This window comes from Mesorhizobium sp. CNPSo 4688 (genome assembly GCF_057784295.1).
Genome location: NZ_JBWLUY010000032.1, coordinates 1 through 17,269 on the forward strand (window position 1 = coordinate 1; position 17,269 = coordinate 17,269).

Genomic DNA, 17,269 nt, shown 5'->3' on the forward strand with positions numbered 1-17,269 from the left:
TCCCTCACGTGGCGGCCTTGCTTGGCGGCTGGCGTTGGGCATTCCTGCTTTTGGTTCCTGGACCGTTGATCGGTGCCGCGGCGATGCTTGACCTGCGGCGACTACCTGTTTCCATAAGGATGGCCGGCGGAAAAAGGTGAACTTCATCCGTGACAACAGGCTGTTGCATCAGGCTCTCTCCCGAAAAGGTGCAGGTTGCCAGCTATGCGGCCGCAATCAGGCCCCGCACGAACTGCGTATCTCGCACGTCGCAAATACCGGTGCCATCGCGGTAAGCGTTCACTATGTTCCGCGTCGGTCAGTGTTGCTCATCATTGCATCCCTTGCCGTCGCTTCGCAGCAAACCTGGGACAGCGTTCTGGAAATGATGAGCGTGTCGATTCCGATGAGGCCTGCACGAAAGCCCAAAGCTGCCTTTGACTATCCGCCTGCTGGGCCTAGCTGATCGAAACCATATCCCATCATTGTCAATCTTTGCGTCACGATTGTTCCGTGAAACCTACAGCGCCGATCTGACGCCGGCCGATCTGGCCGAATACATCTCCAAGAGCTTCCGCGCTGAACATCAGGAAGCCGCGATCGCGGATTCCGCAGGTGCTGTCTTCCTCGCCTGTCGCAACGATCGCCATCACATCACGATATTGATTTCCCGCGCCACAAATGGATTCGGGCGCGAACCGGCGGTTCGTCAAGGGTTGCTAATGCGCCGACAGCAAGCTTACAGAACGGTCTTGCAAGGGCTGGACGCCGTGGGCATAGGTCCAGGCAACCAAGCGGACTCACTTGCATCTCTAGTCAGATGGAAGGCTCCCACGCACCAATCAGATGCGACGCTTCGTGATCCCCCGGCCACGGAGGCATTGAGATGCAGATGAACTTGAAGGGGGTGTCACCAACGTTTCTGTATTGAAAGGCGGTGCCAACTGGTATGTCGACAGACACTCCGGGCACGAGCGCCGTCACGCGCTCTTCTGTCTCGTCCCTTCGCCAGATTTCTCCCATTCCCTCCAACACATACCAGAACTCACTGACCGTCGCGTGAATCGTTGCTCTATTAATCTGACGGGGCGGCACGGTGCTGTGGATCATATTCCCAGTATCGCCGTCCATAATGAAACGGATATCTGCCCCCGCCGGAGATTTTGCGTCAGGCGCAGAAGAAAGAGTGGTTTCTTTCACGGAGTATTCCTCAAGCTGAAGTAGGATGATGCCACCATTCCCCTGAGTCCACCATCAGGGCATTGCAACAATGTTGCGAAACCAGTGTCAGGCGCAACGGCTGGGGCGAAGATCGGCCGTCCTTCGCATCACAATTCAATTGGCGGGCTTTCCTCCTACGCGCTTCTCTCTGCCGGCGGCGCCACATTCTATTGTCGGCGGCGAGACGTGGCGGCGATGTTCGAACCTCTAGCCGGCATGCGGACGAACGAGAATCGACAGAGAAAGGACGACGGCCTTGCACTCCTTGACGGTCGAGCGATTGGACGACCCGCTTCGCGGGAGGGGCGCCTACAGCCCAAATATCGTAATCGAAAGATCGTGCCGAAGGCAGTATTTTTCCGCATCCAGATTGCGTATCTCGAAGGCTGGCGATGCGGACATGCGGCGCGCGCTCTCCGTGGGCAGCGTCGGGACTAATGACGCGCTCCAAAGGCAGGGACAAGGTCAAGAGCTGGGGCCGGGAGATCCCAAACGCTCCTGTCATCGCAAGGCCTGTGTCGCTGTGGCAGCAATCTGGTGGTGTTCATACACGCCACGTGAAGCGACGGCAGGTTCTATGTCGGCGATATGGCGGCGGGTGAGGGCGCGAATCTCCATCTTGGCAGGGCGCCTAAAGTGCCGAGGCGGGATACATTGGTGACCGATTGTTCCACTCAAAACATTCCGCTTGCAGACGGGGCGGCCTGTGACGCTGCTACGTCAGACCGATGGCAAATTGCGCCACGACGGCTCGATCGCTGCATTCGTGCAGCCCAAACACCCCGTGGCAGAGCGTGGAAGACTGCACGGCGCATCGGGACTCGACGCTGAGGGCGAGGTCAAGTCTGAAAAAGGCTGCGCAGGCGAAGCCATGGGTGGGGGCGTTCGGCGGGCGGTTCCGCGCCCACCTCGCAAGGTGTCAGCAGGTAGAGCCAGGCCAACATCTCATGGGCCTCGCCGCAGCAGGGGCCGGCAATGCCCGCAGAAAGGATGCTAAGTGCTTCCCCTCGCGTCAGCGTGGTGGGTGCAACCGGCTCATCGGTCCTCGCATGCATGATCGACCTCCATTGTTGACGGCGGCAGCAGGGTACCGACAGCTCGCCGGCTGTTCCGCAAGCATGGCCGCCAAAGCTGCCTCTCGTCCTGAACGGTTGCTGATTTTTTTGCTGAATTCTGCTCCGGCTTCCGGCGGCGCTCGCAGCGCCTTTGCCGTCTGGTTCAGCCTCATCTCATCGACATCAGGTCCGTCATGAGGCCGACCCCGACCCTGACGAAGAACGTAGGTCTGAGGACCTCCTGACAGCCGATGTCCTTCAACTGATCGGGCGTCAGGTCTGCTAACGCCCTGCGCCCTGCAACGGCCCTCCGCCAGGCCGTGAAGGCAGCGACTACTGTCGCCATGCTGTTCGACGCTACCTTAAGCAGCCGGTGTTCCGATGCGCGGGTCTCCGCGTGAGCTTCCGTGTGAGCCATTTTGCTCTCCCGTTCAAGATTACGGTCGCAGCTTGTCACACGCGCGATTTGCGATTGTTCAGCCGGGCGTGAACCATTGCGGGAAGTCCGATGGACCGCCGTTAAATCCGCGTTAAATCGACCGGCGAAGATGCTATTCTCTCGGCGCGTTCGAATTTGGAGAGGCGGCGTGCGCATCCGGTTGCTTGGCGGTCTCGAGGTGATGTCCGGAGAGGGCAAGCCCGTCCGCTTCGCAACGCGCAAGTCGGCGCTGCTCTTTGCCGCCCTGGTCCTGGCGGGTCGCCGCGGCGCCACTCGCGAACGGCTTTGCGAAGGGTTTTGGCCAGGACGAGGCGATGCGCAGTCGCGCAACAGCCTGCGCCAGGCGCTGGCCGACATCAGGCGATGGTTTCCCGCCGACGGCAATGCGGCCATTTCCATCGACGGGGATCAGGAAACGGTCGCGCTGACGGCCGGCCCGGACGAAGCCGATATCTGGCTCTTCGAGCGCAAGCTCGCCGAGAGCGGGACGGCGGACCTTGCCTTTGCCGCCGAGCTTTACCGTGGTGATGTCCTTGCGGGCGAAGTCATTCCCGACGGCTTGGATGAATGGTTCAGCCCGCATCGGGCCAGGTACCGGCAGAAAGCGCTGCAGCTGGTGGAACGCCTGAGCCTCGCACCGCCCGAAGCCGGATCCGCGGATGAAGCGGCGTGCGAAGGACTGGCGGACAGGCTGCTTGCCTCGGATCCGACCGCGGAGCCGGCGCATCGGGCATTGATGCGCATCCACGCCGCGAGGGGCCACGAAAACGCGGCCTTGCGCCAGTTCGAGACCTGCCGCGCGCTGCTGAGGAAGCACCTGGGCGTGGAACCCGAGGCACAGACGCTGTCACTGGCGGCGTCGCTGCAGACGCGGGGCGGAAATCGCCAGACCGCGTCGGCGCACGACACCGCCCAGCCGCCTCACCCTATCGCCACGCCGGCGAGACCGCATGACCAGCCGTCGGTGGCGGTGATGCCTTTCGACAATCTCGGCGGGGCGGAGGACGAGTATTTTGCCGACGGCGTTGTCGAGGAGATCACTGCCGCGCTTTCCCGCATCCGGAACTTCTTCGTCATCGCGCGCCAGTCCGCCTTCACCTACAAGGGCCGCTTCGCCGACGTGCGCGAGGTCGGCCGGGAACTCAGCGTCGCCTACGTGGTCGAAGGCACCGTTCGGCGGGGTGGCAATCGGCTGCGCATTTCCGTGCAGCTGGTCGATGCCGAGACGCGGGCGCAACTATGGTCCGAGCGCTATGAGGGTGCGACCGAGGACGTTTTCGAGTTCCAGGACAGGATCGCGGCGCAGGTGGCGGGCGCCATCCATCCGGCCATCCGCGGCGCCGAGATCGAGCTGGCCAGACGCAAGCCGCCGACCAGCCTAAGGGCATATGATTTCGTCATGCGCGCCTATCCGAACATTTGGGGCCGCCGCAAGGACACCAACGATCTGGCAATAGAGCTGCTCAAGAAAGCGATCGCGGTCGATCCGGCCTATGGCCGCGCGCATGCGCTTCTGGCCTGGTGCCACGCCTCGAACGCCGTGTTTCTGTGGGCCGAGCAGCCGGAAAGCGAGCTGGAAAAGGCGGTCGCGGCGGTCGAGGCAGCAGGCTCGATCGGCGACGATCCAACCGCGTTGACCGCCGCCGGCGCGGCATTGAGCATGGGCGGTGACCAGGAGCGCGCCGCCACCTTCATCGAAAAGGCGCTCACGCTTGATCCGAACAATGCTTGGGCATGGGCACGCCATGGCTGGATCGCAATCTACAGAGGCGAAGCCGCCCTGGCCCCGGACCGGTTCCAGCGAGCGATGGCGCTGAGCCCAATGGATCCGTTCGCGTTCGCCGTGAGACTGGGAATGGGCTACGCCTTGGCCAAGACGGGCTCCCTTTCCCAGGCCGTCGCGATCGCCCGTGAGGTCATCGCCGCCCACCCCGACATCATCACGTCCTATCGCTATCTCGCCGCCTGGTCGGCGATGGGCGGCGACCTGGAGACCGCCCGCTGGGCCGCGCAAAAGCTCATGGCCGCCCAGCCGAGTTTCACGATCGAGCGATTCCGGTCGCTGCCTATCTTCCGGAACACGCCGGTATGGGCGGACCAGGTGGTCGAAGCCTTGAAGCTGGCGGGATTGCCCGAGCGCTGACTATCTTCGGCCCATCCTTGGTTTCAAGCTGGATGACATGATCGCCCCTGCGCCCTTGGCTAGGATAGCGATCCTGCCGGCCCACGATCATTGTGCGCCGTTTAATTGGCCACATCATCAGCATGGATCGCCTACCAGTTGCTCGGCATAGTCTGACGGGACTGCCCCGGTGTGAGCGGCAGCTTTGCGCCGGTGGGTTCAATAGGTCGCCGCAACACTCTTAATCTGAGAGGATGAGGAGGTGTTGTAATCTGAGAGGATGAGGAGGTGTTGCATGGTGACGTCACGGATCTGGTTTACGTCAGCGCAGAAGGCCGAGCTTTGGGAGCGATGGAAGCAAGGTCAGAGCATTTCGTCGATCTCGCGGGCACTGGACCGCCGGAACAAGACCGGCGTTCAGCGGATCGTATCCTTACACGGCGGCATTGCTCCGTCAGCAAGGCGTAGAGCGGCCTCGGCGCTCGGGCTGGCGGAGCGCGAAGAGATCTCTCGCGGGATCGCGGCGGGTCTCGCAATCCGCGCTATTGCACAAAGTCTCGGGCGATCCCCATCGACAATATGTCGCGAGATCTCGCGCAATGGCGGTGCACAAACGTATCGTGCAACCCGGGCTGACAAGCATGCTTGGGAGCGAGCGCTGCGCCCGAAGCAGAGTCGCCTGGCATGCTCTGGACGGCTACGGTGGCGGGTAGCGCAAAAGCTGGCGCTGGAATGGTCGCCGGAGCAGATAGCGGGCTGGTTGAGGCGAGAGTACCCGGGCGATCCAAGCATGCGGATATCTCATGAAGCGATTTATCGCAGTCTATTCATCCAGTCGCGAGGGGTGCTCAAGAAGGGACTGACAGCGCACCTGCGTACCAAACGACAGATGCGCCTCGCCAAAGGCGCACAGAGCCGGACGGGGCAAGGACAAATACTCGATATGATCTCCATCCGCGACCGCCCCGCCGAGGCGGAGGATCGTGCCATCCCAGGTCATTGGGAGGGTGATCTGCTCACCGGTGCTAACGACACGAACATCGCCACCCTCGTCGAGCGACACAGCCGATTCACGATGCTTGTGAAGTTGGCGAGAAGGGACTCGGCGACCGTCGTGGGGGCCCTCGCCGAGAAGATCGGCACATTGCCCGAAGAGTTGCGGCGCTCGTTAACATGGGTCCAGGGTAAGGAGATGGCTCGTCACAAGAGCTTCACCGTTGCCACCGAACTACAGGTCTACTTCTGCGATCCGCGCAGTCCCTGGCAGCGCGGCAGCAACTAAAATACCAACGGTCTGCTCAGGCAGTATTTCCCCAGAGCTACCAACTTCTCCCATGTCTCGCAGGACCAACTCAACGCCGTCGCCTTGCGGCTCAATCAGCGCCCCCGAAAAATCCTGGACTTCGAAACGCCCGCCGATAGGCTACAGAAGGTGTTGCAATGACCTATTGAACCCACCGCCTTATATCGGTCATTCAGTGCGCCATTGAAACTTCTCCAAAGCTGCCGTGCCAAATGAATCTTGCTAGCGACTGGGGCGAGAGGCGGTCTTATCGAGGGTTTCAGGGGCGCACTCCAAAACGGGGCCCCTCATTCCATAAAAGTCACACTCACCCGCCGCGGTCGACCCGGGAAGCACCGAACCGCAACTGGCGGCTACCAGTAGCGTCGCGCAGCGATCGCGGAGCGACCGGACAAGATCGGGTGGCAGACATCGTTTATCCCCTCTTGCGCGGTCGTGCTTCGTTGCGACGACCCTCGTCCGAGTAACGGGCGAGTTCCGATCGTTTGCCGAAATTGCGCCGGCCAGAGCCCTGAAAGGATGGAGAGCCGTCGGCGAAGTCCTAGTGTATACTAGGCGACGGAATCCGTCACACGGGGGATCGTCATGGTCGGTTCGCCAACAACTGCCACCCTTGTCCTCAACGACAAGGTTGTCGTTGACCTTGAAGGCGAGACGCTCCGTCTTGGCAATGGCGACGCAATCGCCCTGAGGCCGCAGGCCTTTGCGGTCCTTCGCCACCTCGTCCAGAACGCGAACAGGCTGGTCAGCAAGGCCGAGCTGCTTGAAGCCGTCTGGGGAGGCGCCGCCGTTACCGACGACAGTCTCGTTCAATGCATCCACGAGATCCGGCGAGCGCTCGGCGACCAACGGCATGCGGTCTTGGCTACCGTCTCGCGGCGGGGCTACCGCCTGTCGCTGGAGGGTGGCGACGAGAGTGCGCTCGGCGGCGCTTCGATCGCCGTGCTGCCGTTCGCCACCATGAGCGGCGACGAGCCGCATGATTACTTCGCCGATGGCCTGGTCGAGGACATCATCACCAACCTCTCGAAGATCCCGGGCCTGTTCGTCATCGCACGCAATTCCTCCTTCGGCTTCAGGGGCGAGAAGGCCGATCCGCGCACAATCGCCGCTGAACTACGCGTTCGCTACCTGCTGCAGGGCAGCTTGCGGCAGTCCGGGGGGAGACTTAGGATGAATGCCCAGCTTGTCGACGGTGCAACGGCCACGCATGTCTGGGCCGACAGGTTCGAGGGCGCGGCAACGGACGTGTTCGAACTCCAGGATCGGTTGACCGAGCAGATCGTGGGCTCGATCGAACCGAGTGTCCGTCGTGCGGAGATCGAGCGCGCGCGCCGCAAGCGGCCCGAAAATCTGGACGCGTACGATCTCTACCTTCGGGCCCTGCCGCACGCGCATGCGAACACGCCGGTCGAGACGGACAAGGCCCTGCAACTGCTGGCGCGCTCGATCGAGCTTCAGCCGGACTATGTCGCTGCGCATGGCTACGCCGCATGGTGTTACGAGCAGCGCTACCTCCGCAACGGTTTGGATCCCGCAGACAAGGCGGCCGCACTCAACCACGCCGACATTGCGTTAGGCATTAACAGCGACGACCCGCAGGCGATGAGCATCGGCGCGTTCGTCCGCGCGAACCTCACCCAGGACTACGACATGGCCCTCGAGGTGCTCGACCGGGCCCTCGCATTGAACCACAATTCGGCCTTGGCCTTTGGCTTCAGCGCTTTGGTCAGTGCCCACAGCGAGCGACACCAGCGGTCGGTGGAACATGCGCACAAGGCGCTGCGCCTGAGCCCGCTCGACGATCCGCTGAGCTACCATCCCTACTGCGCACTCGCCCTGACCCATCTCTTTGCCGAAGCCTTTGCCGACGCGGCCAGATACGCCGCTCTGGCGGTCCGGGCCAATCCCGGCTTCAGCATCCCTTACGCCTATCTCGCGGCCAGCCATGTCGGCCTTGGCAATGTCGAAGCCGCGCACTCTGCGGCACGACGACTGATCGAGGTGGCGCCGAATTTCTCGGTCGGCGGCTACGTGCGAACGAACCTGTTTCGGCCCTACTTGATGGACGCGCTGGCAACAGCCTTGCGAACGGCAGGGCTTCCTGAATGAGCCAGCCCAGCGCGGACCGAACCGCGCGCAGGTGCAGCGCTGTCACAAGCCGCCGGTTCTCTCCAGCCTCCTCGGTGCGTTCTTATTGCGACGTGGGGTTGAACGCGGCAAGGCGACGACTCGCATGACGCGCATCGGAAACGCTTTCCGGGAGATGGAAGGGAGCCTCTCCTTCGCTTGGGCTACGAGCGGGGCCTTTCAATGCCATTTTGTTAACCTGAGTTCCGAGCCCTGCTAAGATGCCGATCGGGGAAATATCGCCCTTTGATCGGAGTCCTTTCGTTACATCCGGCAGGACTTCGCTCACACTTGCCGGCGGATTTGCCACCTGCTGTCCGCCGGAACACGACTGATGAATCGCGCTTGGTGTTTCTCAGCTATCCTAGCGATGCTGTCTTGCTGGAATGGCGCTGGCGCCCACGACACCGAATCGGGATGGACCTATCCACCCGCTTGCTGCCGAGGCGACCAAGAGAGAGGCGATTGCCAGGAAATTCCGAATACCAGTGTGAGCACCGGCCCTGATGGTTTCAGAGTGCTGCTCAATCCGGGCGACCATCACCTCGTCACAAGGCAACATTTTTTCCGAATTCCGTATGGCGACACCCTTCCGTCCGGAGACAGCCATTTTCACATTTGCTTGCACCCAGCCGAAGATCACGCAAACTGCTTCTTTGCTCCTCCCGACGGATTTTGATTTGCGAGGCATCGGACGCATCCTATGGCGCCCGCGGGAGGCTCTCCTAAGGGGAATATGGACTTCCTTTAAGTCATGCAGTCGTTCGGCGATCGACGACTATCAGATCTTCCGCGGCGATCTGATCGACCGTTGGCTGCGCTTCGAAGGCCGCGATCATCCCGATGCAAAGGCGCTGCGTGCTGCCCATTTCGACACCTTCTGCCCGCGCGATATCTCTTGGCGCCGACTGGTGGAGGTGCGTGGCCCGGAACTGATCGACCAGCCCCTGGCAGGGGTTGCTGGTTGTGAGGGGACGGGAATGAACGACGGCAAGGCGGTCGAATGTCTCGAACGAATGGCGAGCAGACTTACTGAAGCGCAACGAGTGAAGGCTTCGGTTCAATATTCTGGTTTAGCCGGAAGAGATTTGAGGGATCGAAGCGAGCTTTGAGCGCCGCAAGGCGGTTGTATTTTTCTGCGCCGTAGGCATTATACGAGACATCTATGCCGGTATCCGCCTGCTCATTCAGATAATTGCCGGCTTGAGACATCGCCGCCAGACGGCCGCCTGCCTTTCGTCCCCATGCGATGCAACGGGAGTCGTCGATGGGGTTGTCCCAAACTGGCTCGGCAATCCAGTAAAACTTCGCAGCCCGCCCCGAATAGGCAGTGGCAGCTTCGTCGACGTCACTTATCGCGCCGCCAAGTTGCAGCACGTAGAATTCCGAATCCGGCGTTGGCGCAGTCGCGATTGAATCCAGGAGGCAGTTGATGACCTGATCGTCGATGTCACCCAGGAATCCGCCCTTGGCGTAGTAGCGCCGGCCCCACGCAAAGTGCGAGTCGTTGCGGGTTTGCAATTCGAGATATGTCTGACCGCCGACCATGCTGGCATCGGCCCGTGCCAATGATCCATAGGGTTGAATGGCTACGCTGGAGTTGTCCGACGATCCGGACCAGAAAGCGCTCACGGAGATGGTTGTCGATGTCATTGTGAAGGCTGTCGTCAGTTCACGCGGTGCTTCGGCCGCAAGATCACGATAGCCTCGCAGAACGGTGTCGAACGCCTGACGCGGATAGCTCCAGCGGCCGACCAGGACCGGTCCAAGAGGGTGCATCTTGAAGCGGAACTTCGTTACCACTCCGAAATTGCCGCCGCCCCCGCGAATGCCCCAGAAAAGATCAGGCTCAATGTCCTGACTCGTATGCAATGCGCCACCCTCGGCAGTGACGAGGTCCACGCTCAGCAGATTGTCGATCGTCAGACCAAAGCGCCGGCTCAACCATCCCATGCCGCCGCCCAACGTGAGCCCTGCAACCCCTGTATGCGAAACGACCCCAGCCGGGGTTACGAGTCCGGCAGCGGCGCCTGCGATATCCAGATGCCCAAGCAATGCACCGCCTTCGACTTCGGCGGTGCGGGACACGGGGTCGACGACGACATGGTTCATTGCCGACAGATCGAGGACGATTCCGCCATCACAGGTCGACAAGCCGGGGAAGCTATGGCCACCGCACCTGATTGCCACCAGAGCACCATATTCAGCCGCAATCTGCACGGCCTTTGCCACGTGGGCGACCGTTGCGGGGCGGACAATCACGGCAGGTCGCCGATCTACCGTGCCGTTCCATACCTTACGCAGCAGTTCGTATTCGGGTTGATGAGGGCCAATGACGGTGCAGTTCGGCTCGGCAGTCTCAAATTCCTTGGAAATCCGCGCCAGTAGCATTCAGTTCCCCCCATGCCGTGAATTGCGAACCCAAATCCCCGCTTGTACTTGACTTCGTTCGTAACACACTGCGGCCCGAGCAGCGAAGGCAATCACACGAGGACTGCAAAAGTCGGGTCCACGACAGTGGTCGTGCGGAATCAATGTCCGCCCTGCCAGATCGGGAAATCAGAACCCGCCAGTCCGCTTCTGATGCGGTGGACGGCTCTCCTCCCTCCCTGCGGTATGTTCGCGGGATCAGAGATGGAGGAGCGCTATGATGAGCAACGAAGCATCCCTACCAGCTGGTGCTATCGGCAAACCCCGACGGAGCGGCACTGTGGAGCCGCTTGCCAGTTTCATGACCAATCCGACGGGTTCGGCCGTGGTCAACACGACCGGGTCGATCCGTCAGATCGTCCAGAGGCGATTTTCCGGGGCCCGCCGTTACCTGGTTATACATTCACGACCCGTCGTCGATTGCGCCACGATCGGAGAGGTCCCTGGGCGGTAGAGAGCAACCCAAGATGATCGACGGTGCGGGTTGGCCTGTTGAACGGCGCGCAGTGATCGAAACTTCGAGCGCCCAGGTTCTGACATGGGCTGCTCGGCAAATCATGGCTATCGTAGGTGCTCCTGCGGCTCATCCATCGCTGAATCTTCCAGGTCACGAAAGGAACTCGCGCAACGTCCAAACAGGACTGCAGGCCGCCGGAATTTGACACGGGAACCGCGCGGGCACATCATATTAGCATAATCAAATATTGGTCGGTGCGTGCAATGTCGGCGGGAACAAACGGCGAAACTCCTTTGCCCAATGGCGCCATGGTTGACTACGACCTGATCATTGTCGGCGGCGGTCTGGCGGGTTCTTCGCTTGCCATCGCCCTTGCCGGCCGCAGAATCAGGATTCTCATCGTCGAACAGCAGGAGGAGTTCAGGGACCGCATCCGCGGCGAGGTTCTGATGCCATGGGGAAGTCTCGAGGCGAAACGCTTGGGGATCTACGATTTGCTTCTTGAAAGCTGCGCTATCGAGGCGGGCTACTTTTCAATTAATGGCTCCTCGCCCGTGACGCGGGATCTGCTTGCAACGACCCCCGCTGCGACGTGCTGCGTGACATTTCCTCACCCGGAGATGCAAACTGTTCTCCTCAGACATGCCGAAGTGCTGGGAGCCGAGGTCAGGCGGGGGAACCGGGCATCCGCCGTGACATTTGCAGATGGGCCACGAGTTCACTTGGGTGACGACGCCAAAGGTCTCTCTGCTCGCCTGGTCGTGTTGGCGGACGGTCGGGATTCGCGAATGCGGTCGCTTCTCGGCTTCAAGGTAAGGAACGACCCGGAGCAACTCGTTACGGCGGGCATGATCCTGGAAGGCGATGTCAACTGCTCGGAGTTCCTCGCCGGCGAGGCGAAACCATCGGCAAATACGATCAACCTCTTCTATGATCCCAAGGGCGGGCGGATGGTGATCGCCATGCGCATCGCGCCCAAGCGCAACCGCATATATCTCATCTATCACAAAGACGTGCTGCCGAAGCGTCTGTCCGGCACCCGTTCGGTGGATGAAATGATACGGCAGCTTAAGGCGGCGGGCGCTCCCAGCCATTGGTTCGACCAGGCACAGCAGGCAGGCCCGTTCGCGAGCTTCGACGGGTCGCATCGCTGGGTCGATAGCCCTTTTCGCGACGGGGCCGTTCTGGTTGGCGATACCGCCGCCGCCTCAGACCCCGCCTGGGGCAGGGGCCTGTCACGGACCCTTCGGGACGTCCGGCTGCTGAAGGACCGATTGCTGGAGAGCTCCGACTGGCGTTCGGCGGCAGAGGCCTATGCCCAGGACCATGATGATTTCTACGGCCGGATGCGAGGCCTAGAGGCCATGCAGACAACCTTGCTGTTCGAACGCGGAGAGGTAGCCGATAAACGACGAGAGCATGCCTTCACGCTTTTTGCCCGCGATCCGACGCGCGTTCCGGATGCAATAGGGTTAGGGCCAGAGGCGCCGTCAGACGACCAGGCGCGTGCCCGCTATTTCGGGGAGATATGAGATCGCCGGCGCGTGCGTCAGACCTACGCCGGAGAGCTCGGAGGACCTTTCCAAGCTGACGCGCGCCGAAAGGGTCAAGTTGGTGAGGAAGTGGGAAACCGAAGACAGGCGTTCCGGGAGCAATAACTGTAAACTCGGCTTGTTCAATTGACATGTCGCAGCACGAGACGTCGATGGTCGAGGCCTGACCATGGGAGCACGAGGCACTGCACTCCCAAGACCGGATTTGTATACGCCTCGGATCGCCGCCCGGCGGATTAGTCATGCTGATAGTGTCCTACATTAATTGAGGCCTACAGGGATTCCGGCGCGGACTGGCGGAATAGTTTGCGCTAGGACCTGCTTAAGGCGGCAGGTGTAGCGGCAATGGGGGGCCCGGCACTGCCGCGGGCGGATCGTTTACCAACATCACAACCCGCCTGTTGCCCACCGAGGCTATTTCCAGCTACCGCCTTGTCGGCAGGGCAGGCGCTGAAGGCCGAATCAGTTGAACAGCTTGATCGAGCAATTTGCGGATTTCTTCCCGCTATTCTTTGTATCGCTGTGGCTGGCGGTCACCACGATTCTCGCGGTGTTGTCGGGCTGGTTCCGGCTTATGGCGAGGTTTCCAAACCAGACCGTGGAGCCGCTACTACGAATCCGTGGTCAGTCTGGCTCAATGGGGCTTGGGGTCAGCATGCAGGGAGGCGCGGAAAGGGCGTTAAGGGGCCGGAAGCGGAATGACGGCCTCCGGCTTCACAACGAGGACAAACGAGGACATCGGAGGTTTAACCTGTGAGCCCAAACGGTACTTGTTTCCACTCGCGCCCAATGGCGTCTGACCTGCTCCTGTCGAGGCTGCGTAGCACGTGCGCAATAGCAGCTATTCGCGGGCGGCGACCGATTTCTGGTGGGTTTGATCTGGAGCAAATCGCTTCATACCCGCGCGCGCTACCTTTTCGTCTGAGTTGCCTGAGAGGAGTCCGATCTGGACTGAGCCCGCCATGAAGTCTCTTCGCGTCGTTGTTCGCCACTATGGCGGACCTGAAGTTCTGGAGATCGTGGAGGAAGAGGCGCCCCATCCGGCATCGGGTGAGCTGCGGGTGCGAACGATCACCGCTGGCGTCTCGTTCGCGGAGCTATTGATGCGGGAGGGGATTCATCCGGAAAAGACGACCCTGCCGTTCACGCCAGGATGGGACATTGTAGGCATCGTGGACGAGGCCGGAGACGGAGCGTCCCATGCGATGGTTGGCAAAATGGTTGCGGCGCTGCCCATTCATGGTGGCTACGCGCAATTCATCTGCCTGCCGGAAGATGAACTCACTCCGGTCCCAACTGGTGTTGATCCGGCCGAGGCAGTTAGCCTCGTGCTGAACTATGTTACGGCCTATCAGATGATGCATCGACTTGGGCATGTCTCACCGGGTCAACGGGTCCTCATTCATGGCGCGGCCGGCGGAGTCGGCACGGCTCTGCTGCAACTTGGCCGCCTGGCAGGTCTGGAGATGTATGGGACTGCATCTCAGGCAGTTCATCAGATCGTATCCCATTCCGGTGCCACGCCGATCGACTACGAGCGGGCCGACTTCGTCAAAGAGATCCATCGCCTGACAGACGACGGCGTGGATGTCGTCTTTGACGGGGTCGGCGAAGCCAATGTCTGGCGGTCGTTTCGGGCTCTGACGCCTGGTGGTCGCGTCATAGCCTACGGCTTCACTTCATTTCTGCAGAAGGGCCAACTGGCAGGAGGCTTGCGCTATCGTCTTCGCGGGATATTGCGACCGGCGTGGTACGCGGTCCGCGCTTTCGTTTCACCTGGCCGACGACGCATACTCCCCTACAGCATACAATATTTGAAGCGGTGGAAGCCCGCTTGGTTCCGCAAAGATCTCGGCACCTTGCTCGAGTTGCTTCGCAACGGGAAGATCAAGCCGATGGTGGCCGAGCGGATGCCATTGACCGAGGCTCTTCGCGCCCAGGAACTGCTCGGTCGGGGCGGCGTCAGGGGCAAGCTCGTGCTGCTCTGCAATTCCTCGGACTAGTAGTCTGAAATGGCGCCCGAAGCGACAGCCTGTCTTGGGCCCGCAACGCCGCAAATCGAGCAGGTCTCGCGTATCAGACAACGGACTGGCGAAAAGATCTAACGTAGAAGTAGCCCGGAGTGCTCGGTCCGGGCTATTCGATTTTCAACGTTATGGGCGACACCGGAATTCCGCCAAACCTTGCGCTCCATACGTCCCCTGCCTTGACCGGCATTGCCTCGGTCAGCGTTCCCGTGGTGATAAGTTCTCGCGGCTGCAGCGGTTCGCATTCTGGTCGATGCGCGATTTCCTCTGTTAGAAATTTCAAAGCCTCCAAGGGACCGCCAAGGACATCAGTTGCGCGTCCTTGTCTTAGGTCGCCGGCCTCGCTTTGCAACTCGACTGTGAAGGAATGAAGCTGTTCGTCTCGCTCAGGTTGGGAGCCCGTCAGATGAAAGCGTTCGCCCAAAATGAGAGCTCCATGAACTCCATATGCGGCTGCCGCGTCCGCTACTGTAAACTTCCAGTTCGCGAAGATTGAAAAGACGATCTCGAAGGCTGGCGCCACCCAATCGATACATTCCAAAAGATCAGCTGTCGACATACCTGGAACTGGAGCCGACGTGAGGTGAAGGACCATTTCCGGCTCGATCCGAGGTTCTGGCATTCGGTAAAGATTGATGGACGGCTCCGCGACAGTGTCACTTACGGTCGTGTCATAAATGAAATTCCAGATCGGAGCGGCGATGCCAAGCTGGCCCCAAATTGACCGATTCGTGAAACCGCTCTTGCGTCCAACGGTCGGTCTCCAAGCTCTCGTTTCAGTCGTGCGACTTCCGCCACGACATCGTAGGCGGCGGAAAGATCGAAATGCGCGAAGCGTCGGGAGAACGGTTCGGCCTGATCTCCCGTGCGCCAAAGGGCGACCAATTCCTGGCTGAACTGAGCGGTGCTCCAAGTTTTGTCCACTACGTCCTTCCACAAAAGCGCATAGACAATGATTCACGGGATGGAGTTCTTGCGTTGGGTCCCGGCTGCATGGAGATGGAGCGCTCGGAACACCGCCGTGTGGCCGGGTGTGGGCCACCCCCAATTTCATGCCCAGTTGATGCATACGACCGGAAAGCCAAGCAACCTCGATGGGTTTTCCTCTTTCCAGGTCATTGGCCATCGAAGACTTTACATGAGGGGGGAACGCGGACCATCTGGTCTCCAGGGAAATCCCCTCGCAGCCGGCATATCACATTAGAGATTGCTAATCTTCAGGCTGGAGGTCGCATCAGTCACCGCAGAGGTCCGTTGGCGGCCTTTACCAATTGCCTGATCGCTTCTGCGCTACGCTCATGAGCGCGCGAGAGGCGGATCGATCGAAGCTGTCGGAGCAGGCCGCTTCGATGTCAAATTTTATCAAGCCAACGTCGCGCAAGTGGAAATGGGACAGCCGGCCAAGCGAGCGCTCTATCTCGCGGCGGGTCCGCCACTCATGGACAAGGGCAAGCAGGCGTTCGAACGGATGAAGAGAAGTCCCCGGCACGCGCCGTGCGGTCTGGGTTAGTGTCGCTTGTGCCGCGTTATGCCTGGTCATGGTATCCTCCGTTGGTCGAGGTTGCGCGAAAGAAGATCAACATGACGGCAGAAGAGGGTAAGTCGCCAGCGCAGCTTCGGAAGCGTTCAGCTTCAGATTGTGAACTGGCCTTTGCCCTCCTGAAGGCCTAACTTGCGGCTGAGGAGCGTTCAGCCATGACGCGACGGCCTTACGGATTGCTCTGCCCGATCTCGCGTGCCTGCGAGTTCCTGGAGCCCCGCTGGACGATCCAAATCCTGACAGAGCTTTGGAACGGCTCGACCCGCTTCAACGACATTCGCAAGGGAGTAGGCAACATCTCGTCCGCCCTCTTGTCGAGGCGGCTCAAGGAGATGGAAGCGTTGGGCCTAGTCGAGCGCATCGAGGACGAAGCGTCGGGCACCATCGCCTATTTCCGCACCGAGAAGTCGATCAAGCTCGAGCCCGCGATGAACGCGCTGGCGGAATGGGCGCAATGCAACATCGAGGCTGAGGTCGCGCTTGCCGACGTGGATGTTTCCACCCTGATGTGGTTGGTGCGGCGAAAGATCGACCTCGCTGAGCTGCCGAGGCGACGTGCCGTCATCCGCTTCCATTTCCGCGACGATCCCCCGCCGAAGTACCCTCATTACTGGCTTGTGGTCGAGCCGGGCGCGAATGTGCCCGAGCTATGCTCGGCCGACCCGCGCCGGGACGTCGACCTTTACGTCGAGACAGGCGTTGTTTCGCTGGGGGCCATACTGGAGGGCCGCTCAAGCATCGAGCGCGAGAAAGAAAGGGGCGGCCTTTTCCTGAGCGGCGACCCCGGCCTTGCCCGCAGCATCAACCGTTGGCTGCGACCGTCGGTCTATGCGGCACTCGAAGGGATCGTCCCGCTTTCTTGAACGATACTGAGGTTGCGGCCTCCGAGCGGATGCTCGCCTGTATAGCGCCTACTATAGAGGCTGCGTTATACGAGTGATCAGCAGCTGGTGGCTACGGTTGGACTCGGTCGGCAGGCGGTCGGGAGATGCGTCCGGCGCCGGATTCTTCAA

At 60.8% G+C, this 17,269-nt stretch carries 12 protein-coding genes and 1 pseudogene; 8 read left to right on the forward strand and 5 right to left on the reverse strand.

The genetic code is table 11. The annotated features are described in order from the left end of the window. Positions 1-479: 479 nt before the first annotated feature. From AC04SH_RS32150 to AC04SH_RS32160, 3 genes are all read right to left on the reverse strand, one after another. The gene (locus AC04SH_RS32150) at positions 480-692 is read right to left on the reverse strand and encodes a hypothetical protein (protein ID WP_488577802.1); all 213 of its coding nucleotides are present in this window, start codon (positions 690-692) and stop codon (positions 480-482) included. Positions 693-795: 103 nt separating this feature from the next. Further along, a complete protein-coding gene (locus tag AC04SH_RS32155) occupies positions 796-1,179 on the reverse strand; it encodes a cupin domain-containing protein (protein ID WP_488577803.1) in 384 nt (127 codons plus the stop codon). Positions 1,180-2,424: 1,245 nt separating this feature from the next. After that, positions 2,425-2,850: a YjiS-like domain-containing protein gene (locus AC04SH_RS32160; RefSeq protein WP_488577804.1), complete on the reverse strand. Its 426-nt coding sequence runs from the start codon at positions 2,848-2,850 to the stop codon at positions 2,425-2,427. Here AC04SH_RS32160 and AC04SH_RS32165 point away from each other — a divergent pair. The 5 genes and pseudogenes from AC04SH_RS32165 (at position 2,843) to AC04SH_RS32185 (ending at position 9,361) form a co-directional block, all read left to right on the forward strand. After that, entirely contained in the window at positions 2,843-4,837 is a 1,995-nt protein-coding gene (locus tag AC04SH_RS32165; RefSeq protein ID WP_488577805.1) for a BTAD domain-containing putative transcriptional regulator, read from the forward strand. The genes AC04SH_RS32160 and AC04SH_RS32165 overlap by 8 nt on opposite strands. Before the next feature lie 274 nt (positions 4,838-5,111). Beyond that, positions 5,112-6,260 (forward strand): annotated as a pseudogene (locus AC04SH_RS32170) (IS30 family transposase). A 444-nt stretch (positions 6,261-6,704) separates the two neighbouring features. Beyond that, positions 6,705-8,231, forward strand: coding sequence for a winged helix-turn-helix domain-containing tetratricopeptide repeat protein (locus tag AC04SH_RS32175; protein ID WP_477345522.1), 1,527 nt, complete (start codon positions 6,705-6,707; stop codon positions 8,229-8,231). Between the two features lie 352 nt (positions 8,232-8,583). Further along, positions 8,584-8,928, forward strand: coding sequence for a hypothetical protein (locus AC04SH_RS32180; protein ID WP_477345520.1), 345 nt, complete (start codon positions 8,584-8,586; stop codon positions 8,926-8,928). Next, positions 8,828-9,361 carry a hypothetical protein gene (locus AC04SH_RS32185; RefSeq protein ID WP_488577822.1) on the forward strand — a complete coding sequence of 178 codons (534 nt, stop codon included), beginning with the start codon at positions 8,828-8,830 and terminating at the stop codon, positions 9,359-9,361. The genes AC04SH_RS32180 and AC04SH_RS32185 overlap by 101 nt, the downstream gene beginning before the upstream one ends. Here AC04SH_RS32185 and AC04SH_RS32190 read toward each other — a convergent pair. Continuing rightward, entirely contained in the window at positions 9,279-10,640 is a 1,362-nt protein-coding gene (locus AC04SH_RS32190; protein WP_477345519.1) for an FAD-binding oxidoreductase, read from the reverse strand. The genes AC04SH_RS32185 and AC04SH_RS32190 overlap by 83 nt on opposite strands. A gap of 804 nt (positions 10,641-11,444) precedes the next feature. On the opposite strand from AC04SH_RS32190, the gene AC04SH_RS32195 reads away from it, so the two are divergent. Next, on the forward strand, positions 11,445-12,668 hold the full coding sequence (locus AC04SH_RS32195) for an FAD-dependent oxidoreductase (protein ID WP_488577806.1): 1,224 nt from the start codon (positions 11,445-11,447) through the stop codon (positions 12,666-12,668). 983 nt (positions 12,669-13,651) lie between these two features. Next, complete coding sequence (locus AC04SH_RS32200) at positions 13,652-14,692, forward strand: medium chain dehydrogenase/reductase family protein (protein WP_488577807.1); 1,041 nt, start codon at positions 13,652-13,654, stop codon at positions 14,690-14,692. Between the two features lie 133 nt (positions 14,693-14,825). Here AC04SH_RS32200 and AC04SH_RS32205 read toward each other — a convergent pair whose 3' ends face one another. After that, positions 14,826-15,842 carry a 2-keto-4-pentenoate hydratase gene (locus AC04SH_RS32205; RefSeq protein WP_488577808.1) on the reverse strand — a complete coding sequence of 339 codons (1,017 nt, stop codon included), beginning with the start codon at positions 15,840-15,842 and terminating at the stop codon, positions 14,826-14,828. A gap of 569 nt (positions 15,843-16,411) precedes the next feature. Between AC04SH_RS32205 and AC04SH_RS32210 the strand changes: the two genes are divergently transcribed. Beyond that, the gene (locus tag AC04SH_RS32210; RefSeq protein WP_477345511.1) at positions 16,412-17,119 is read left to right on the forward strand and encodes a winged helix-turn-helix transcriptional regulator; all 708 of its coding nucleotides are present in this window, start codon (positions 16,412-16,414) and stop codon (positions 17,117-17,119) included. Positions 17,120-17,269: the final 150 nt, after the last annotated feature.

Coding starts and splice junctions, on each gene's coding strand:
- AC04SH_RS32210 (WP_477345511.1), top strand. CDS start 16,412: ATGACGCGACGGCCTTACGGATTGCTCTGCCCGATCTCGCGTGCCTGC.
- AC04SH_RS32180 (WP_477345520.1), top strand. CDS start 8,584: ATGAATCGCGCTTGGTGTTTCTCAGCTATCCTAGCGATGCTGTCTTGC.
- AC04SH_RS32205 (WP_488577808.1), bottom strand. CDS start 15,842: ATGGCCAATGACCTGGAAAGAGGAAAACCCATCGAGGTTGCTTGGCTT.
- AC04SH_RS32200 (WP_488577807.1), top strand. CDS start 13,652: ATGAAGTCTCTTCGCGTCGTTGTTCGCCACTATGGCGGACCTGAAGTT.
- AC04SH_RS32185 (WP_488577822.1), top strand. CDS start 8,828: ATGGCGACACCCTTCCGTCCGGAGACAGCCATTTTCACATTTGCTTGC.
- AC04SH_RS32175 (WP_477345522.1), top strand. CDS start 6,705: ATGGTCGGTTCGCCAACAACTGCCACCCTTGTCCTCAACGACAAGGTT.
- AC04SH_RS32195 (WP_488577806.1), top strand. CDS start 11,445: ATGGTTGACTACGACCTGATCATTGTCGGCGGCGGTCTGGCGGGTTCT.
- AC04SH_RS32160 (WP_488577804.1), bottom strand. CDS start 2,850: ATGCGCACGCCGCCTCTCCAAATTCGAACGCGCCGAGAGAATAGCATC.
- AC04SH_RS32190 (WP_477345519.1), bottom strand. CDS start 10,640: ATGCTACTGGCGCGGATTTCCAAGGAATTTGAGACTGCCGAGCCGAAC.